The sequence below is a fragment of the Aliiroseovarius sp. D2-2 genome (assembly GCF_055809455.1).
On sequence record NZ_CM147913.1, the window covers coordinates 2,039,381 to 2,058,603 of the forward strand.

The 19,223-nt window shown below is 56.2% G+C and carries 19 protein-coding genes and 1 pseudogene; 8 read left to right on the plus strand and 12 right to left on the minus strand.

Annotated features, from left to right (window positions below):
• Positions 1-59: 59 nt before the first annotated feature.
• The 3 genes from AC0L6A_RS10060 to cysS all read right to left on the minus strand — a co-directional run bounded on the left by AC0L6A_RS10060 (position 60) and on the right by cysS (position 3,974).
• Entirely contained in the window at positions 60-854 is a 795-nt protein-coding gene (locus AC0L6A_RS10060) for a squalene/phytoene synthase family protein (protein ID WP_473289735.1), read from the minus strand.
• The gene (gene cimA, locus AC0L6A_RS10065; RefSeq protein ID WP_473289737.1) at positions 851-2,470 is read right to left on the minus strand and encodes a citramalate synthase; all 1,620 of its coding nucleotides are present in this window, start codon (positions 2,468-2,470) and stop codon (positions 851-853) included. The genes AC0L6A_RS10060 and cimA overlap by 4 nt, the downstream gene beginning before the upstream one ends.
• Positions 2,471-2,579: 109 nt before the next feature.
• Complete coding sequence (cysS, locus tag AC0L6A_RS10070; RefSeq protein WP_473289739.1) at positions 2,580-3,974, minus strand: cysteine--tRNA ligase; 1,395 nt, start codon at positions 3,972-3,974, stop codon at positions 2,580-2,582.
• Between the two features lie 216 nt (positions 3,975-4,190).
• On the opposite strand from cysS, the gene AC0L6A_RS10075 reads away from it, so the two are divergent.
• Positions 4,191-4,550, plus strand: coding sequence for an MmcQ/YjbR family DNA-binding protein (locus AC0L6A_RS10075; protein ID WP_473289740.1), 360 nt, complete (start codon positions 4,191-4,193; stop codon positions 4,548-4,550).
• On the opposite strand, the gene AC0L6A_RS10080 is transcribed toward AC0L6A_RS10075, so the two are convergent.
• From AC0L6A_RS10080 to purC, 7 genes are all read right to left on the minus strand, one after another.
• Positions 4,547-5,248: a TDT family transporter gene (locus tag AC0L6A_RS10080; RefSeq protein ID WP_473289742.1), complete on the minus strand. Its 702-nt coding sequence runs from the start codon at positions 5,246-5,248 to the stop codon at positions 4,547-4,549. The two genes, AC0L6A_RS10075 and AC0L6A_RS10080, sit on opposite strands and share 4 nt — an antisense overlap.
• A gap of 393 nt (positions 5,249-5,641) precedes the next feature.
• Positions 5,642-6,421 (minus strand): HpcH/HpaI aldolase family protein, encoded by a 780-nt coding sequence (locus tag AC0L6A_RS10085; protein ID WP_473289744.1) that lies wholly within the window; start codon positions 6,419-6,421, stop codon positions 5,642-5,644.
• A gap of 80 nt (positions 6,422-6,501) precedes the next feature.
• Entirely contained in the window at positions 6,502-7,836 is a 1,335-nt protein-coding gene (locus AC0L6A_RS10090) for a sigma-54-dependent transcriptional regulator (RefSeq protein ID WP_473289745.1), read from the minus strand.
• Between the two features lie 32 nt (positions 7,837-7,868).
• Complete coding sequence (locus tag AC0L6A_RS10095; protein ID WP_473289747.1) at positions 7,869-9,587, minus strand: sensor histidine kinase; 1,719 nt, start codon at positions 9,585-9,587, stop codon at positions 7,869-7,871.
• Between the two features lie 95 nt (positions 9,588-9,682).
• Complete coding sequence (gene purQ, locus AC0L6A_RS10100) at positions 9,683-10,351, minus strand: phosphoribosylformylglycinamidine synthase subunit PurQ (protein ID WP_473289750.1); 669 nt, start codon at positions 10,349-10,351, stop codon at positions 9,683-9,685.
• Complete coding sequence (gene purS, locus AC0L6A_RS10105) at positions 10,351-10,581, minus strand: phosphoribosylformylglycinamidine synthase subunit PurS (protein WP_473289754.1); 231 nt, start codon at positions 10,579-10,581, stop codon at positions 10,351-10,353. The genes purQ and purS overlap by 1 nt, the downstream gene beginning before the upstream one ends.
• A 12-nt stretch (positions 10,582-10,593) precedes the next feature.
• Complete coding sequence (gene purC, locus AC0L6A_RS10110; protein WP_473289757.1) at positions 10,594-11,358, minus strand: phosphoribosylaminoimidazolesuccinocarboxamide synthase; 765 nt, start codon at positions 11,356-11,358, stop codon at positions 10,594-10,596.
• 256 nt (positions 11,359-11,614) lie between these two features.
• Between purC and AC0L6A_RS10115 the strand changes: the two genes are divergently transcribed.
• The 3 genes from AC0L6A_RS10115 to bmt all read left to right on the plus strand — a co-directional run bounded on the left by AC0L6A_RS10115 (position 11,615) and on the right by bmt (position 15,241).
• Complete coding sequence (locus AC0L6A_RS10115) at positions 11,615-11,926, plus strand: DUF1476 domain-containing protein (protein ID WP_473289759.1); 312 nt, start codon at positions 11,615-11,617, stop codon at positions 11,924-11,926.
• 189 nt (positions 11,927-12,115) lie between these two features.
• On the plus strand, positions 12,116-14,083 hold the full coding sequence (locus AC0L6A_RS10120) for a phosphatidylglycerol lysyltransferase domain-containing protein (RefSeq protein WP_473289761.1): 1,968 nt from the start codon (positions 12,116-12,118) through the stop codon (positions 14,081-14,083).
• A gap of 141 nt (positions 14,084-14,224) precedes the next feature.
• A complete protein-coding gene (gene bmt, locus AC0L6A_RS10125; protein ID WP_473289764.1) occupies positions 14,225-15,241 on the plus strand; it encodes a betaine--homocysteine S-methyltransferase in 1,017 nt (338 codons plus the stop codon).
• An 82-nt stretch (positions 15,242-15,323) separates the two neighbouring features.
• Here the strand turns inward: bmt and AC0L6A_RS10130 are convergent, their stop codons facing one another.
• Positions 15,324-16,409 carry a PA0069 family radical SAM protein gene (locus AC0L6A_RS10130; RefSeq protein ID WP_473289766.1) on the minus strand — a complete coding sequence of 362 codons (1,086 nt, stop codon included), beginning with the start codon at positions 16,407-16,409 and terminating at the stop codon, positions 15,324-15,326.
• Positions 16,410-16,588: 179 nt separating this feature from the next.
• Between AC0L6A_RS10130 and AC0L6A_RS10135 the strand changes: the two genes are divergently transcribed.
• The 3 genes and pseudogenes from AC0L6A_RS10135 to AC0L6A_RS10145 all read left to right on the plus strand — a co-directional run bounded on the left by AC0L6A_RS10135 (position 16,589) and on the right by AC0L6A_RS10145 (position 18,202).
• Entirely contained in the window at positions 16,589-17,293 is a 705-nt protein-coding gene (locus tag AC0L6A_RS10135; RefSeq protein ID WP_473289768.1) for a corrinoid protein, read from the plus strand.
• Positions 17,294-17,374: 81 nt separating this feature from the next.
• A complete protein-coding gene (locus AC0L6A_RS10140; RefSeq protein WP_473289770.1) occupies positions 17,375-17,560 on the plus strand; it encodes a hypothetical protein in 186 nt (61 codons plus the stop codon).
• Positions 17,557-18,202, plus strand: a pseudogene (locus AC0L6A_RS10145) (DUF1638 domain-containing protein). Before AC0L6A_RS10140 ends, AC0L6A_RS10145 begins: the two are co-directional and overlap by 4 nt.
• Here the strand turns inward: AC0L6A_RS10145 and AC0L6A_RS10150 are convergent.
• A complete protein-coding gene (locus tag AC0L6A_RS10150; protein ID WP_473289771.1) occupies positions 18,199-18,609 on the minus strand; it encodes a SufE family protein in 411 nt (136 codons plus the stop codon). The pseudogene AC0L6A_RS10145 and the gene AC0L6A_RS10150 overlap by 4 nt on opposite strands.
• Before the next feature lie 131 nt (positions 18,610-18,740).
• Here AC0L6A_RS10150 and AC0L6A_RS10155 point away from each other — a divergent pair, with 131 nt between their 5' ends.
• Positions 18,741-19,220, plus strand: coding sequence for a hypothetical protein (locus AC0L6A_RS10155; RefSeq protein ID WP_473289773.1), 480 nt, complete (start codon positions 18,741-18,743; stop codon positions 19,218-19,220).
• The last annotated feature ends 3 nt before the right edge of the window (positions 19,221-19,223 follow it).

The window sequence follows — 19,223 nt, forward strand, 5'->3', positions numbered from 1 at the left end:
ATGGAACTGCGTCGGTGGAATCAACGCTGGCACATCGGGTAAAAGACTGGCAGGTGGCGTCACCAACGACGGGTCAGGCCCAACCACAACATATGGCCGCGCCGGGTGAATTCGGCGCCGCCAAGAGCACCTTCTGCAACCAAAGAAGGTTGCTTGGCGGCTTGCGCCAAAATCGACCGCCCCCGCCATGCGCTACGCAATGCGGGGTTGCCTTGGCGATCAAGAATTTTATGGGCGGATTTGAACTGCTCCAAACCCATGTCACATAGCTGACGGATCGTATCTTCGCTTGGTGTGACATGACCACGACCCGCTTGGCTCAAAGCAGGTTGCGCCAATAGCCAATTGGCCGCTCCCGCAGCCTCGCCCAGATCTTCCAAGGCTGTATCAACTTCGTGATCACCTGCAAATTCGGTCATGCCGCAAAGCTGACCACCTGCCAGCATCAATGCACCCGAGGTCGCACGAAGATAGGCGCAAATATCATCCAGATTTTGCGGGCGATCCCCCTGCACTTCCCCCTCGCGCGCTTCGATGATCCGCAGCAAAGGTTCGGCTCGCATATCCCCCCAGATGATCAACTTTGACAACGGCGTCGCCACATCATGCCGTGGCGCTTCTGTGCCATCAGTGGCCGCGGTCACCACGTCGCGCCAGAATTGCAGACGGATCATCGAGATCATCGGCTCTTGCGACATGTAAGGCGCGCGCGCGACTTCAAGGTTAAATGCATAAAGCGGGAACAAGCGTTTACGCTCTTCCAGTGAACCGCTCATCGTTGCCAGAAATCGATCCGGGTCGCCTTTAAAGACCTGTTCAGCGCAGGCAGCGATGGGATCATAGGCGTCGCTCATACCGGAGCGGCCCCGTCACGCAGAAGCTTCCATGTGATCGCATCCAGCAACGCTTCGAACGAGGCATCAACTATGTTCGGGCTGACCCCGACGGTGGACCAGCGATGCCCAGCACTGTCTTCGCTGTCGATGATCACGCGGGTCTGCGCCTCGGTCCCGCCTTGGGTGATGCGTACTTTGAAATCGACCAGCTGCATGTCTTCAATGATCGCCTGATATGGCCCCAAATCCTTGGCCAATGCTTTCGACAGGGCGTTTACCGGACCGCGATCCGTGCCACGCTCATCCATGCTTTCACTGACGGACAGCTTCTTTTCATCGCCGATTTTCACAACCACGATAGCCTCGGACAGGCTGATCATCTTGTTGCGCTTGTTTTTGCGCCGCTCGACGGTGACCTTATAGCGTTTCACCTCGAAAAACTGCGGCAACTGACCCAGAACGTCGCGCGCCACCAGCTCAAACGAGGCTTGCGCCCCGTCATAAGCGTATCCCTGATCTTCAAATTCTTTCACGCGGTTCAGGATGTCACCAAGGCGCCGATCACCTTTTTCGACCTCGATGCCCGCATCAGCCAAACGCGCACGAAGGTTGGACTGCCCCGCTTGGTTCGACATCGGCACAATGCGCGTGTTGCCCACGGTTTCGGGCGGGATGTGTTCGTATGTGGTCGGGTCTTTTAAGATCGCGGACGCGTGTAGCCCCGCCTTATGCGCAAAGGCCGAGGCGCCGACGAAGGGCGCTGATTTATCAGGCACCCGGTTCAGGATGTCATCCAACTGACGCGACACGCGGGTCAGACCGGCCAGAGCCTCTCGGCTGACGCCCGTTTCAAACTGGCTGGCGTACGGCTCTTTCAACAACAGCGTGGGGATCAGAGTGACCAAATCTGCATTGCCACAACGTTCGCCAAGCCCATTCAGAGTGCCTTGGATTTGGCGCGCACCTGCGTCGACGGCCGCCAGCGAACAGGCCACGGCGTTGCCCGTGTCGTCATGCGTGTGGATGCCAACGTGATCGCCGGGAATGCCCGACGCGATGACGGCTTTGGTGATGTCATGCACCTCGTGCGGCAGGGTGCCGCCATTGGTGTCACACAGAACAATCCAGCGCGCGCCAGCGTCGTATGCAGCTTTCACACAGTCCAGCGCGTAAGACGGATTGGCCTTGTAGCCATCAAAGAAATGCTCGGCATCATAGAGCGCCTCGCGATCCTCGCGCACCATGTAAGCCATTGTTGCGCGGATATTTTCCACGTTCTCTTCCAGTGTAATTCCCAGCGCGGTGGTGACGTGGAAATCATGGCTTTTGCCCACCAGACAAACGGCCGTGGTACCCGCATTCATCACGCCCGCCAACACGTCGTCGTTCTCAGCCGAGTACCCTGCCCGCTTGGTCATACCGAACGCCGTGAAGGTCGCGCGGGTCTTGGGCGCCGCGTCGAAAAAGTCGCTGTCGGTCGGGTTCGCACCGGGCCAGCCGCCTTCGATATAGTCGATCCCAAGCGCGTCGAGCGCTTCGGTGATCTGGTGCTTTTCAGCGAGCGAAAATTGGACCCCTTGGGTCTGCTGGCCGTCGCGGAGCGTGGTGTCGTAGAGATAGAGGCGTTCGGTCATAGCATAGCTCCGTCGCCCGGATGATAGACCGGGCAGCGCCCGACCCTCCCCGCGGGAGGGCGCTTCGCACCCACCCAGGCTCGGGCGCTGTCCTTAGTGAGTAAAGGCATCACAATCCCTCCAGTTTTGAGGGGTCGAAATTTGGCCCAGCTATCAAAACGACTTCATCTTTGGTTATCTGAACCTCCACTCCGGCACTAACCAGATCGGACTTGAGTTTATCAACTTTCGAGAAGTCTTTTTCCTCAATAGCTTGCTCGCGCAAACTGAAAAAGCGTGCGGATATCTCGGAAAAATCTATCGTAGGCGCTGCAGCCCAATCCGGAACAGAACCGCGCCACAACCCCAATACCTGCATTCCACCCTTGAGACCCGAGAGCTCCGATAAATCACTTAGGCCATGCAGCGCGGTAATCGCTTTCGGGGTATTCAGGTCGTCCGAAAGTGCAATTTCCACGCTTTCTGAAACTCGGGTGGGAAGGTCAGAACCCTCAACCTGCCTATACCACTTGCGTAACGTCGCCTCCGCCTCAACCCGTTTCTTCTCTGTCCAATCCATCGGCTTGCGATAATGCGTGCCAAGGAACACGAAGCGGATCACCTCGCCCGGGACGCCTTGCTCCAGCAGGTCATGCACGGTGAAGAAATTGCCCAAGGACTTGGACATCTTCTTGCCCTCGACCTGCAGCATCTCGTTGTGCAGCCAGTAATTCGCAAAGCCAGCATCGGGATGCGCGCATTTTGACTGAGCGATCTCGTTTTCATGATGTGGGAACTGAAGGTCATTGCCACCGCCATGGATGTCGAATGACGCACCCAGTAGATCGTGGCTCATCGCGGAACATTCGATATGCCAGCCCGGACGGCCTCGGCCCCACGGACTGTCCCAACCGGGCAGATCATCCGTGGACGGTTTCCAAAGCACGAAATCCATCGGATTGCGTTTGTAGGGCGCGACCTCGACCCGTGCACCGGCGACCATATCATCGATGGATCTGCCAGACAGTGTGCCGTAATCTTCATAGCTCTCGACTGCGAACAGCACGTGGCCCTCGGCCTCGTACGCATGCCCCTTGGCGATCAGGTCCTCGATCATTGCAACCATCGGTCCGATGAATTCGGTCGCGCGGGGCATCTGGTCAGGGTCCATCGCACCAAGCGCGCGCATGTCGTTCAGATACCAGTCGATGGTTTCGTTTGAGCGCTCGTGGACCAGCTCTTCCAACGTGCCTTCAGCGCCCGCCTCTTTGCGTTGCAGGGCGGTTGCGTTGATCTTGTCATCCACATCGGTGAAGTTGCGCACGTAGGTCACGTGATCGTCACCATAGACATGACGCAGCAAGCGATAGAGCACATCGAACACCACCACGGGGCGCGCGTTGCCCAGATGGGCGCGGTCATAGACCGTCGGCCCACAGACATACATGCGGACGTTGTTGGGGTCGATCGGAGTGAAGTCCTGCTTCGCCCGCGCCATCGTGTTGTAAAGCTTAATATCCGTCATGTAGTCCTCGCAAGTCTGCGCACATGTGTTCCCACAGAATTATCCCGTGCGGGCTTACCAAGTTCCTGACATGTATGGAATAGAAGAACGGCCCGCCTGAGTATCTCAGATGGTAATGCAGCAAATAATAGTGATGCCCAAGGGCTTTACTGTCCGTTTCATGTCGCGCACGCTAGCACCCTTCCCTGCATCTGCCAAGCCTGTTAGCGTGACGCCATGACACGAGATCAAGTGAAAGCAATGTGTAACGCGCTTCCGGGTGCAGAGTGGTCCGAACCCTTCGGCCCCGGCCATGATGTGTGGAAAATTGGCGGTAAGATTTTTGCGGCGATCGGGGCAAAGACGCCCGGCATTTCCGTGAAAACCCCGGATATTGAGACCGCAGCCATGCTAATTGAGGCTGGCGTAGGCGTAAAAGCCCCTTATTTTCACCGCTCTTGGGTGAATCTGCCCTTTGATGCGAGCGAGGATGAACTGACCCACCGCATCCATCGCTCTTACGCGTTGATGCGGGGCAGCTTAACCAAGAAAGCCCAAGCCACCCTGCCCGCTTTTGAGGATCAGGCCAAAGACTAAGCCTGGGCCGCGTTGGTTTTCACTGCCAGCACGCCTTTGGACCACATCATCAGCACCTTGTAGGCAATCGGTGGGATGATCAGTGTGGCCGCCACCAGCACAAGGCCTGACAGGATGCGCAACATGTCCGACGTAACCACTAGGTTCAGCATCTGAAGCAGCGTCGCAAAGGCCGCAAGCGGGAAGGTAAACGCCCCCCAAAGCGGGCTGAATCCAGCCTCGGTCAACCAACGTACGCGCAAGATCAAGACAGCAGAAATAAGCACGGCCAGAAGGCCAAGCAATATACCCATGAGCGGCTGCCCAACAAGAAAAGCTACCGTTCCCAACACGCTTGCCGGGGCCAGATGAATTGCAAGAAGTGGGCGAAGGGGCGCGGGCACGCTTGCACGGACAAACTGCGCAAGGCTTGCGCCCCAGATTGCCAGCGCAATGGCCAGACATCCCCAGAACACAAAGGTTGAATAGGTGTGAAGCCCCAAAGGCTGAGCCGCCAGCGGGCTAATGATGAACCCCACGAATAGCAGATGCCAGACCGGTGTGACCGATCGCGCTTCGACCGGGCCGGTGATCAAAGTATAGGCGACGCGCAGCGCCACAATCACATGCACAGTCAGCGCCGAGCCGAATATTACGCCCGCCAAAAGCGTTGAAAAAGGAACCACTGTGGCCGCCAAAAGGTACCCAGACAAAGCCATCGCAATGATGCCCGCACGCCCCGGCAGGATTCTTCAGATCCTCAAAGAAAGTGGCGGGTCTTTGGATGAACTTTGCCGCATAAGCAGCTATAGCAAAAAGGTAAAGCAGAGTTACGGCCCCAAGGATCATATCGCCCAAAGCCCCTGGAACGCCAAAACCGTCAGCGGCCCTGCGCCATGCCAGGCCCAGCCCGAACAGTCCCATAATTGGTGGGAATATCGCTGGAGGTGTCCGTTGGAACAGGCGGGTCTTCTCAGGAATGGGGGGCGGAGGCGGAAAATGGGGCGTTTTGCTCATACTGAGTCCTTTCGGCTTGTTCCCGATGTAGCGCGCGCGCTGGCAAATCTAAAGCCTCCCCTTGGCGCTGCATTGTCGCACGTGATTACGAGAGCTTAGCCCGAAACTGCCCGTCTGGCGTCTTGCAGCGTTGTTTGAACTGCAGCGCGCAGCAACGAGGCCTCGGACCCGACCCCCAGAAACGTCACACCCAGATCACGATAATAGGCATAGTTTGCACTGTCGTAATGCAAGATGCCTGCAGCCTTACCGGCAGCCAGAATGCGTGCGATGCCATCGGCAATGGCTTCTTTCACCTCAGGATGGCCGGGATTGCCGCGATGGCCCATATCAGCGGAAAGATCCGCCGGGCCAATAAAGACGCAATCCACGCCCTCGACGGCTGCAATCTGGTCGATATTCTGCATTGCAAGACGGGTTTCGGCCTGCACGATCAAGCAAATCTCATCGTTGATATTCGCACCGTAGTCAGCATTGCGACCCCAGCCAGATGCCCGTGCTACGGCAGCCCCCATGCCACGCCGTCCTTCAGGTGCATACCGTGTAGCCGCAACCATTTGTTGCGCATGTTCCGGCGTATCCACCATCGGAACCAACAAGCTTTGCGCCCCAATATCAAGGGTTTGCTTGATGATCCAATCTTCACCAACAGGGACGCGGACAACAGGTTCGCTGTCAAACGCAGCCATTGCGCGCAGCTGATTTTGGATGGTGACGGGATCATAGGGCGCGTGTTCGCCGTCGATCAGACACCAATCAAATCCAGCAGCCGCAGCAATTTCGGTTGCGGACACGTCCCCCAAGTTTAGCCAAAGGCCAATCTGAAGGTTCTTTCCTGCCAAGTGTCTTTTGAGCTTGTTAGGTGATGCCGGCATTTCGCCCTCCATTGCTTAACATCGCAACGATTAGCGTAAACGATCCGGCATCCCTCTTCAAGTCAGTCCAAGCCCGCGCGTTAACTCAGGTAATCTGAGCGCTGCAGTCCGTATTTGGCCATCTTCTCATTCAATGTCCGGCGTGGCAGGCAAAGCTCATCCATCACGCCAACAATCGACCCTTTGTGACGACGCATCGTGTTGTCGATCAGCATCCGCTCAAAAGCTTCCACGTATTCCTTCAAGGGCTTGCCTTCGGTCGTCATGACGGGCTGGACCTCATCGTGATCCGACATCAGAAGCGATGAGATCGTGCCAGAGCCACGACGCGATTGAAGCACGGCACGTTCCGCGATGTTTTCAAGCTGTCGAATGTTGCCCGGCCATGGCGCTTGCAGAAGCTGTGCGGCTTCCTGCGCGCTGACACCCGGAGCGGCGCAACCATATTCATCGGCAAACTGATCCGCGAAAACCGTAAACAACATCAAGATATCTTCACCACGCTGACGAAGCGGTGGCAGCGTGATTTTCATCGCAGCAAGGCGATAGAACAGATCGGGGCGCAAACAGTCTTCGCAAGTTTTGCCCTGTTCTTGCAGGTTACAAATCGCGACCACACGGGTTTCGGCAGGCGATCCCTGATCGTTCATCCACGTCAAAAGCCGCGCCTGAAGGTCCATTGGCATGCCTTCGATGTCTTCCAACACCAAGGTGCCGCCACGGGCTTCTTCCACCAATGGAATCGCGCCACCTTCGTCAATCGGGCCGAACAAACGGCGTGTTAGCTCGTCTTCATCCACACCGGCACATGAGGTCACGACAAAACGTTTACCCGCTTTGGCCCCCACCGCATGAAGCGCATGTGCCACCAAGGTTTTACCGGTGCCTGTTTCACCTTCGATCAACACGTGGCCGTCCGATTGGCCGATATCCAGAATATCTTCACGCAGGCGAGACATGATCGGAGAGGCTCCGATCAGTTTTTTCATGATCGTGTTGCCATCGCCCAGCTCGCGCCGTAGGGCGCGTGCATCCATCGCCATGCGGCGCTTGTGCGATGCAGTCTTCACCAGCTTGGTCAGCTGGTCAGGATTAAAGGGCTTTTCCAGAAAATCATACGCTCCAACGCGCATCGCTTCGACAGCCATGGGCACGTCCCCGTGGCCTGTGATCATGATCACAGGCAAGCTGCTATCTTGGCTCATCAGCTTTTTCAGGAAGCCCATCCCATCCATACCGGGCATACGGATGTCCGAAATCACGATGCCCGGATACTCGGGTCCAATGGCTTTCAAAGCATCTTCCGCTGACGGGAACGTGTCGGTTTCGAACCCTGACAAGGACAACCATTGGGAAATGGATTGCCGCATATCCTGTTCGTCATCGACGATCGCAATTTTTATTGCCTGTGCCATGTCGCTCTCCTGTGCGATTCTTGTCTTGGCCGCTATTCGGCGGCTTCAATATTGGCGTCTTCCTCTTTCAAGATAGGAAGCTCGACTTCAAATACAGCCCCTCCGTCCTGACCGTTTCGTGCAGTCAGGCGTCCACCAAGATCGGACACAATGCCGGACGAGATCGCCAGCCCCAGCCCAACCCCATCACCGGGGGCCTTGGTTGTGTAGAAGGGTTCAAAAAGACTGTCCAAATCGTTCACACCATCTCCGTTGTCACGCACCGTGATCAGCGCGTAGTCGCCAAGACTGACAATGATGTCGACCTGAGGCAGGTCGACAGATTTGGTCGCGTCCAGTGCGTTACGCAGCAAATTGATCAGGACTTGCTCTAAACGCAACCGATCGCCCATAACCATGACCGGATCGCGCGGAATATTGCGCGTGATGCGAACTTCACGCCGTTTCAGCTGCGGCTCCATCATCGACAAAGCCGACGAAACACAATCACGCACATCCATTGGTTCGAACGTATCGCCCCCTTTGCGCGCATAGGATTTCAATTGACGGGTAATCGCCCCCATACGCCCAATCAGATCATCAATTCGCTGAAAGCTTGAAAGAGCCTCATCCGGGCGTTTGCGTTGCAATAGTAAACGCGCACCAGCCAGATAAGTCTTCATCGCAGCAAGAGGCTGGTTAAGTTCATGGCTAACCGCCGCCGACATCTCGCCCAAGGCGGCCAGTTTTGAGCTTTGCGCCAAGGTTTGCTCTGCAACCTGTAGGTTTTCTTCGGCGCGCTTACGCTCGGAAATCTCGCGTTGAAGGGCGACGTTCAATTGGCGAAGCTCTGCTGATTCCTGCGCGAACTCAGCGCTGCGCCACTGCGCTCGGCGGCTTATCAAGTAGAACAGGAAGGAAAGGATCATAGCGAAGGCCATGATTTCCAAGGACAAAACCGCGTTCACCTTCTCACGCACCGATGCGTAGGATGTAAATGACGTCATGCGCCATCCCTGAAACGGAACACGTGTTTCGTGACGCATGACCGCTTCGCCAAGATAGAGCACTTCGGCGGGAAGCCCTGACCAGTCAATGGCTTGCCGTGCAGATCGGCGGATGGCTTCGGTGGCGGAAATCGTGGCCAGCGCCTCGCCTTCAGGCTTGCCGCGCCAACGCGGTTCTGTGGACAGGATGACATTGCCTTCGCTGTCCGTCACAAGCACCGCGTCCGAGATCCCAGCCCAACTGGTTTCAAACTTGCGCAAGTCCACGCCCACCACGATCACGCCAAGCGTTTTTCCGGCCAGCTCGATCTTACGCGAATAGGTAAAGACATATTGTCCGGCTTCGGACTGAACCGTTGTGAATACGGTATCGTTGCTGCGAAGCGCTTCGATGAAATACGGGTCCGATCGGTGCTGCGAGCCAAGAATTTCGCGGTTCGTCGTCGCAACAGCGCGCCCATCACGATCAAGCAGCAAAAGGGACGCCGCTTCGATCTCATCCAGATAAGAAATCAGACGCGCCGTACTTTGCGAGAAATCCGAGCTGTTAAGAGCAGTAATAAAGGCCGGATCACGCGACAAAAGCAGCGGCACGACCGAGTTTCTCTGCAATTCGCTGATCAGGTTACCGGAATAGAGCGCAACACGCAGTTCGGCGCGGTTGCGGGTCGTTTCAGTATAACGTTCGGTTAGAAGCTTGTTGGAAAAAAAGACAACTGCCACGGCCAACGTGATCAGCGCAATCAGCACCAGTCGCGCCCTCATGCTCACCCCCGGCCGCGGAGGCCGCGGGCTGAGTGGCGTGTGTGTGGTTTCGTCCCCCATAGGGGAAAGATAGGGCGCTTCAGGCCCCATCACAATCAGGCCGCAACGACGCTATCCACCAACGAGCGGAACATTGCCACCCCATCGGTTCCGCCATGCATCTCGTCCACGCACCGTTCCGGGTGCGGCATCATACCAAGAACACGACGGTTCTTTGAGATTACGCCAGCGATATCCCCGGTCGAGCCGTTGGGATTGTCGGTGTATGTAAATGCGATACGGCCTTCAGCGCGCAACTGGGCAAGCTTTTCATCCGTCACGTTGTAGTTGCCATCATGATGGGCAACCGGGACCGTGATTTCTTGCCCAACCTCATAGCCTGACAAGAAGTCACAATCCGTGGTTTCCACTTTCAAACCAACGGGTTTGCAGATGAACTTCAGGTTCGAATTGCGCATCAACGCACCGGGAAGAATGCCGGTTTCGGTCAGCACCTGAAATCCGTTGCAGATGCCCATCGCATAGCCACCACGTTCGGTGTGCTTGATCAAAGACCGAGTGATAGGGGATTGCGCGGCGATCGCACCACAACGCAGATAATCACCGAATGAGAACCCGCCAGGAATGCCGACGATATCCAGATCACCTGGCAGTTCAGTTTCCTTGTGCCAGATCATCTGGACCTGAGCACCGGCTTGCTCGAACGCCACCGCAAGATCGCGGTCGCAGTTTGAGCCGGGAAATACGATTACGCCCGCCTTCATCACAGCACCTGAATGGCGTAGTTTTCGATCACAGTATTGGCGAGCAGCTTCTCGCACATCTCTTTGATCTTTTCTTCCGAGGTGCCCTCGGCCACGTCCAGCTCGATCACCTTGCCCTGACGAACCTTTTCGACACCTTCGAAACCCAGATTGCCAAGCGCGTGGCGCACAGCCTCGCCCTGAGGGTCCAGAACGCCGGTTTTCAGCATCACATCAACACGTACTTTCATGCGCACAATTCCTTAGTTGATCAGGGTCGGTTTGGTGGCTGCATGCGTCACATTCGAGGGCAAAACCCCCAAGCGGCGCGCAACCTCGGTATAAGCATCATTCAGGTTGCCAAGGTCTTGGCGGAACACATCTTTATCCAGCTTCTGGCCGGTTTCGATGTCCCACAGTCGGCAGCTGTCGGGGCTAATTTCATCGGCGACGATCAGACGCTGGTAGTCACCTTCGTAAACGCGCCCGAATTCGATTTTGAAATCGATCAGCTTGATGCCAACGCCATACATGGTGCCTGACATGAAGTCATTCACGCGCAGCGCCATTGCAACAATATCGTCCATGTCCTGCTGGGACGCCCAGCCTAAGGCAACGATGTATTCTTCGGGCACCAGCGGGTCGCCCAGGCTGTCATCTTTATACGAAAACTCGACGATGGGGCGTGGCAGCTGCATGCCTTCTTCAAACCCAAGCCGCTTTGCCATTGATCCGGCAGCATAGTTGCGCACAATCACTTCCAGCGGCACGATTTCAGCAGCACGTATCAGTTGCTCGCGCATGTTCAAGCGCTTCAGGAAGTGGTTCGGGACGCCGATCTGCGTCAGACCTCTCATGAAAAACTCGCTAAGACGGTTGTTAAGAACGCCTTTGCCTTCAATGACGTCTTTCTTCTCTGCATTAAACGCAGTCGCATCATCCTTGAAATACTGAACAAGTGTTCCGGGCTCGGGACCTTCGTAAAGAACCTTAGCCTTGCCTTCATAAAGCTTCTTGCGCCGTGCCATGGGATCCCCCGCGTCAAGTTTGGCAGTCACCTTCGCCACGAGCCCCCTGCCCGTGCGAGTCTCCGCCGTTGCCCGCCCTATACGGGAAAGGCTGAAAAGGGGCAAGAATATCACCCACTGAATCAAGAAATACAGGAAATCACCGCTGTGAGAGCGCTAGCGGGGTTGCGATACGCGCTTGTGATTGGCATATCAGACAGGAACGCGGCTGCAGGCATCTGCTTGATCAGCTGCAAGACCAAGACAAGGGATAACCATGACCACCTTTGACGATCGCGAAAGCGCCTTTGAAGCCAAATTTGCCCATGATGAAGAAATGATCTTCAAGGCCGAGGCCCGTGCAAACAAGAAGCTTGGGCTTTGGGCAGCTGAGAAGATGGGCAAAACCGGTGATGACGCCGAAGCTTACGCCCGCGAAGTAATCGTGTCGGATTTTGAAGAAGCCGGCCACGAAGACGTCGTGCGCAAGGTAACCGGCGATCTGGGCAGCGTCAGCGCAGACGAAGTTCGCGCCAAACGCGCCGAGCTTCTGGCCCAAACCAAACACGAGATCATGAACGAAGGCTAATCGGCCTCCTCGTTTTTTGACTTTAAAGGCGTACCTGTCAGGTGCGCCTTTTTTTCGAGCTGAAACGATCAATAAATGTGTGATCGCTCCTAGCCGAGAATTTCCTTAAAGTTGGATCTGTTAAGACTTCTTTTCGTTGCATCGCAGAATACTGTCCCGGGCCAATGGCCAAGATGGGTGGGACGCGGGATGAAGAAATACGTGGAAGACAGTTCAGTAAATGGTCAAAAGCGTGGCTTTACCACAGCGATGGCGCGCAGTGCGGAAAGCGGGCTGGATCTTCGGCGCACGGCGTTGCGTCAACTTCTTCCATTTGGGCTGACGGTTGGATTGTTGGTCTTGTTGTGGCAGCGCATCGACGGATTGGATGTCGCCTATATCTACGCCTCCCTCAAAACCGTTACGCTTTCGCAGTGGATTGGGGCCGCTGTGTTTTCTGCAATCTCGTTCTGGGCGCTTGGGCGTTATGATGGTGTTGTCCATCGCCTGATTGGAACGGGCGTGTCGTCCAAAACGGCTGAACGTGCAGGAATCACTGCAATCGCTTTGTCCCAAACTGTTGGGCTTGGGGTTGTCTCGTCAGCCTTTGTGCGCTGGCGCATGCTGCCAGAGCTGTCTTCGCTTCAAGCCGTACGAATTTCAGCCACTGTTGCAGTCTCTTTTCTTTCCGCATGGGCCGTGGTTGCAGCCCTCATCGTGCTCACCGTCCCTATGATAACTCCCTGGGCGGATTGGATTGCATGGTCCGTCTTGGGGATCGCGATGGTGTTTGCAGCTTTGTCCGTATTTCGTCCCTTTGCCATGATGGCGCTGCATATACCGCCCCTTAAGGCGATGGGGGCTTTCCTTGCATTGGCGCTGGTCGATACGGCTGCGGCGGGGATCGCACTGTGGATGGTTATGCCCGAGGGGTGTGACATTGCCCTTCTGCCGCTGATTGCCGCATACCTTTTGGCCTTGGGCGCGGGCCTGATCAGCAGCGCCCCCGGCGGCATGGGGGCGTTTGAGCTTACCCTCTTGGCGCTTCTTCCGTCGCTTGATGCCGAGCCGCTCTTGGCCGCCATTTTAGCGTTTCGCACCATCTATTACGCGCTTCCAGCGGCAATCGCTGCGTTGGTCGTGATCCGCGGTCCCAATAAAAAGCACATGAACGCTGTGCCCCATAAAGGTGCAAAAATACAGTCCCTTAAATCCGCCCCAATCTTGCCGCCTCATATCGCGAAAACCATCACAGAAGCCCCGAGAGCCGAGGCTGGCCTGCTGCGCCAAGGTCGGCTGTCACTGCTCACCGATGAACACGGCAGACCATCTGCGATGGGGGCATCGTCGAGCCAAAGCTTACTGGTTCTGTCCGACCCATTGACCAAAGAGGTTAGCCAAAAAACACTGCTGACATCGCTGAAGGCACTGGCTGAGAGCAGTTTTCTGTCCCCGTTCCTTTACAAGGCCGGGCCACGCTGGGCAGTTGCCGCACGCAAAGCCGGTTGGCAGGTATTGCCCATCGCCCGCGAAGGCTGGATTGACCCAACCCAGTTCACTCTGTCGGGTTCGAACAAACGGCAGCTGCGCCGAAAGCTTCGACAGGCAGAAATAGCGGGGCTTGTTATTATCGAGGCCGGCGCAGACCTGCCCTTGTCCCAAATGCAGACGATCGCAGATGAATGGCGCTGCCTGCGCGGCGGTGAACGTGGGTTTTCGATGGGGCAATGGCACCCAGACCACCTGCCCCATGCCCGCGTTTATCTGGCCAGACGAGATGCCGAGGTGATCGGCTTTCTGACATTGCATGAAAACGCATCAGAGCAAGCCTTGGATTTGATGCGTATGAGCCCGGATGCGCCCGATGGTACGATGCATGCGCTGCTGGCATTCGCAATTTCTCAGGCAGGTGGGGAAGGTTGCACGCGCCTCTCCTTGGCCGCCGTTCCGCTTGATGACCAACCTCATGAGCCTTGGGTTTTCCATCTCGCACGGCTTAAGCTGGATCAGATCACAGGTGCTGCCGGATTGCGCCAGTTCAAATCCTCTTTCGCACCGCGTTGGGAAACCCTCTATGCGGCGGCGCCCTCACGGATCTCTCTAGCCTTTGGCGCTTTGGATGTGACACGGGAAATCTGTCGCAAAGCTGGGATCGGTGTTCGCTCCAAACGTTGCTAGAGCCATTTCAAACAACCTCTCTCATTGTTTACGCCGGGCGCATTGTGAATTCGGCTCAAAGGCAACATGAATGCATTGCATTTGCACACGCGGGCGTTCCGTGGCAGGTAGCGCGCAGACCCGCGGTGAACGGAGACACCCATGACAGATGCCCTGACGAAACTGATGAACGAACGCGACTGGCTGATGGCGGATGGCGCCACCGGGACGACCCTGTTCAATATGGGCCTGACGTCGGGCGATGCGCCCGAGCTTTGGAACGTGGACAAACCTGACAATATCCGCGCGCTCTATCGTGGCCCCGTTGAAGCGGGATCGGATATTTTTCTGACCAACACTTTTGGCGGCAATGCCTCGCGCCTGAAACTGCACGACGCGCAAGATCGCGTGCGCGAATTGAACCGCGTTGGCGCTGAACTTGGACGCGAAGTCGCCGATGCATCTGGCCGGACTGTGATCGTGGCAGGCTCTGTTGGTCCAACGGGTGAAATTATGGAGCCGATGGGATCGCTGACCTATGATGGCGCGGTCGAGATGTTCCACGAACAAGCCGAGGGTCTGAAAGAAGGCGGCGCTGATGTACTTTGGGTCGAAACCATTTCGGCCCCTGAAGAATACAAAGCTGCCGCTCGCGCGGCTGAGCTGACCGGAATGCCTTGGTGTGGCACGATGAGCTTTGACACCGCCGGACGCACAATGATGGGACTGACCTCGGCCGATCTGGCCAAGATGGTCGAAACATTGCCCAATCCCCCCTTGGCTTTTGGGGCAAACTGCGGCGTTGGCGCGGCCGACCTGCTGCGAACCGTTCTTGGTTTCGCGGCACAAGGCACCGAACGGCCTATTATTGCGAAGGGAAATGCGGGCATCCCGCAATATGTCGACGGTCATATCCACTATGATGGCACGCCTGAGCTGATGGCTGACTACGCCGTGCTTGCGCGTGATTGCGGCGCTAAGATCATCGGCGGATGTTGCGGCACAACGCCTGAGCACCTGAAATCCATGCGCGAAGCACTTGAGACACGTCCAAGAGGCGATAGCCGCCCAACTCTGGACGAAATCTCGGAAGCGATTGGTGGGTTTTCATCGGCGTCGGATGGCACTGGGGATGATGCAGCGCAACCTGCACGCCGCAATCGCCGTCGCCGCGGTTAAAGGCACTTTCAATATCAAAGGGCGTTCGCAGGTCGAGCGCCCTTTTTCTTTTTCGCATCAGGAATACCTGCCCAGCCCTATTTCAAAACAGGCTTAACTGATCGCCTTGCGCGATTGGTGGTTCAAACAAATCGCGACGCAGGTCAGGCATCAGCTTCGTCAGTTCAAACCGCTGGCAGGCCTTTTGGAACCGCTGCTTCAAAAGCTCGGCAAAAACACCGCGGCCAACCATGCGCTGACCGAACTCTGATTGATAGTCTTGCCCGCCCCGCATCTCGCGCACGCGGTTCATGACCTTCGCCGCACGATCAGGATAATGCTCCTCTAACCAGTCCTGAAACAGCTCAGATACCTCTCCGGGAAGGCGCAAAAGGATGTAGCTGGCCGCCACCGCTCCAGCTTCGCGCCCGGCATGCATGATGGGTTCCAGCTCGTGATCCGTCAGTCCTGGCACGACCGGAGACACCATGACGCGCACCGGAACCCCTGCCCCGGACAAGCGTTCGATCATTTGCAGACGCCGCTTCGGGCTGGGTACCCGAGGCTCCATCTTGCGGGACAGCTCAGGCTGCAAACTTGTGATCGAAATGCCAACCTGCGCCAGACCTTTGGCCGCCATACGAGACAGGATATCCAGATCCCGCTCGATCAACGTGCCTTTTGTTATGATCAAGACAGGATGCTGAAACCGCTCCAGCACCTCAAGCACCTCACGGGTAACGCGGTAACGCCCTTCGATGGGTTGATAGGGATCGGTGTTGGTTCCCAACGCCAGCGGTGCCACGCGATACGCCTTGCGCCGCAATTCGATTTCCAGCTGCTTGGCGGCATCGGGCCGTGCGATCAACCGCGTCTCAAAATCCAGCCCTGCTGAATATCCAAGCCAGGAATGGGTCGGGCGCGCATAGCAATAAATGCACCCGTGTTCGCAACCACGATATGGATTCAGAGACTGATCAAACCGCAAATCGGGCGAGCTGTTTTTTGAGATAACTGACTTTGGACGCTCGATTGACACCTCGGTTCGGAACGGGGGAAGCGGCTCTTCCGTCCAGCCATCTTCCACGCGAACACGTTGAAAACCCTCGAATCGACCCGTGGCATTCGAGGTTGCCCCCCGGCCACGTCGACACTCAGCGTCAATTCTGTCGGAACGATCCTCATCCATGAGATCAAAATAAGAACATTTGCAGAACAATCAAATGAAATTCACGTTTCTTACGCATATAATTCATTTGCCAACAGGTCGGTGACAGGGCACTCCATGTCGCAAATTGTCCAGACCCAACGCGCCATCTTGCCGCATTAGGGAATAAGAAACAGACCTCTAGCCAGGGAAAGACGCACATGTCTGATCAAGAAGAAGATATCATCCTGAGCGAACTCAATGATGAAGAGTTGGTGCAGCAGATGCATGACGACCTTTACGACGGTCTTGCTGAAGAGATCGAAGAAGGTGTCAACATCCTGCTTGAACGCGGCTGGCAGCCCTATGAAGTTCTGACCGATGCGTTGGTTGGTGGCATGACAATCGTTGGCATCGACTTCCGTGACGGCATCTTGTTTGTGCCCGAAGTTCTTCTGGCCGCGAATGCCATGAAAACCGGAATGAAGATCCTGAAACCTCTGCTTGCTGAAACCGGCGCACCGCGTATGGGCAAGATGGTGATCGGCACTGTGAAGGGCGACATCCACGACATCGGCAAGAACCTTGTGTCGATGATGATGGAAGGCGCAGGTTTCGACGTTGTGGATCTTGGCATCAACAACGCGGTCGATGCTTACCTTGAAGCGCTTGAAAAAGAAGAGCCCGACATTCTTGGCATGTCCGCCCTGCTGACCACCACAATGCCTTACATGAAAGTGGTTATCGACACGATGGTCGAAAAAGGCATCCGCGACAATTACACCGTTCTTGTTGGTGGTGCTCCGCTGAACGAAGAGTTCGGCAAGGCCATTGGCGCAGACAGCTATTGCCGCGACGCAGCCGTTGCTGTGGAAACCGCAAAAGAATACATGGCGCGCAAGCACAACCAGCTCGCCGCAGGCTAAGTCTTTGCGAAACACGTTTACAAAGGCCCTGCCATGCGGTGGGGCCTTTTCTTTTGCCCGCACAGTCCCCAGATTGAACAGATGAGCAAATCTCGTTTCATTTTTCTGATCGCCTTGGTGATCGCGTCTGGTGGCCTGACAGTATTGGTTGCCGGCTGGGCTGCTGCTTCTGGTAAGCTGGATGGGCAGGTCGCGATGGCGCTGTTACCATTGGTCATGCTGGCCTCGATCGCTTGGCGCGCCCTTTCAGGAAGGACCGAGAAATGAACGTGAACGATGATACTCTGACACAAGATGGGCTGGCACTGACCCAGTCCAAGGGATCGGTCTTGGTCCTGGCCTGTGGCGCATTGGCAAATGAAATTCTGGCGCTGATCCGCCTGAATGGCTGGGATCACATGAGCCTGACCTGCCTGCCCGCGATCTTGCACAACACGCCTGAAAAGATCTCCAGACGCCGTGCGAGACGCAGTGAACAAGCACCAAGCGGATTTCGATCAGGTGTTTCTGGCTTATGCGGATTGTGGAACCGGGGGCCAGCTTGACGCGATCTGCGACGAGATGGGCATCACGATGATCCGCGGGCCGCATTGTTATTCGTTCTTTGAGGGCAACGATGCTTTCGAAAAACGCACTGAAGGCGAGATTGATGTCTTCTACCTGACCGACTTTCTGGCCCGAGGGTTTGAAAACTTCGTGATCAAGCCTTTGGGCTTGGACAGGCACCCGCAGCTTCGGGACATGTATTTCGGCCACTACACCAAGCTGATGTATCTGGCTCAGTCGGATAATCCCGAATTGGACCAAATGGCCGAAGACGCGGCTAAGCGTCTTGGGCTGTCATATGAGCGTTGTTTTACGGGGTATGGCGATCTGGCGACGTCGTTAGAGGCGCTGACCCACAGTTAAGCCGCTTCCGACGCATAGTGGCGGATCCGTTCGACCATCGCACGAACGCCGTTTGAGCGTTGCGATGACAAATGTTCATTCAACCCAAGCCGGCCCAGTTCAGCTGTTGCATCGACTTTGGCGACCTCGGACAGCGGGACCCCAGTGTAAAGCGCAGACAATACTGCAATCAGTCCCTTGACGATCATTGCGTCGCTGTCACCCGAGAACTGAAAGCGACCGTCGGCGATTTCCGGGTGCAACCAGACCTGACTGGCACAGCCTTCAACCTTGGTGGCCGGAACCTTCAGTGCCGGGTCCATATCAGGCAGCGATTTACCCATGTCGATCACAGTCGCATAACGATCTTCCCAGTCGTCCAGGAACTCGAAATCCTCAACAATCTCTTCAAATGCTGGGCTTGCCATGGGGGATCACTTTCATCTTTCTTCCCTGACCTAAGACGATCGCGCAAAAAGGTCCAGTGTCAGAACAGATTGCTGTCTTTTCAAAACCCCCGACATGGGCTAACCCTTTGGGCAGAGAAAGAGGAACCGACATGAATTTCCGCCGACTTGCTGCCCCTGCCCTGATGTCCGCGCTTGTAGTGACGCTGACTGCGTGTGGAGGAAATACAAACCTCAACCCGTTTAGCTGGTTCAACTCCAATGGTGTTGAGGAAGTCGCGATCATTCCTGAAGGCGGATTTCTGGAAGATCAGGAAAATCGCGGGCTTGTGACTCAGGTTGTCGACCTTCAGATCTTACGCACGCAGGGCGGCGCGATCATTCGTGCAAAAGGCCTGCCACCGCGTCTTGGGTATTGGAACGCCGAACTTGTTGCAGAGAATTTTGAGCGCGCCGAGGATGGTGTTCTGACGTATATGTTCCGGATCACCGAACCCTATTACCGCACCCAAACTGGCCGCCCTCAGCAACGTGAAGTCTATGTCGGACATTTCGTGTCGGATACGAAGCTGCAAGGCGTTCGGACAATTCGCGTCGTCGGGACCAACAACAGCCGTTCCGCCCGTCGTTAAGCC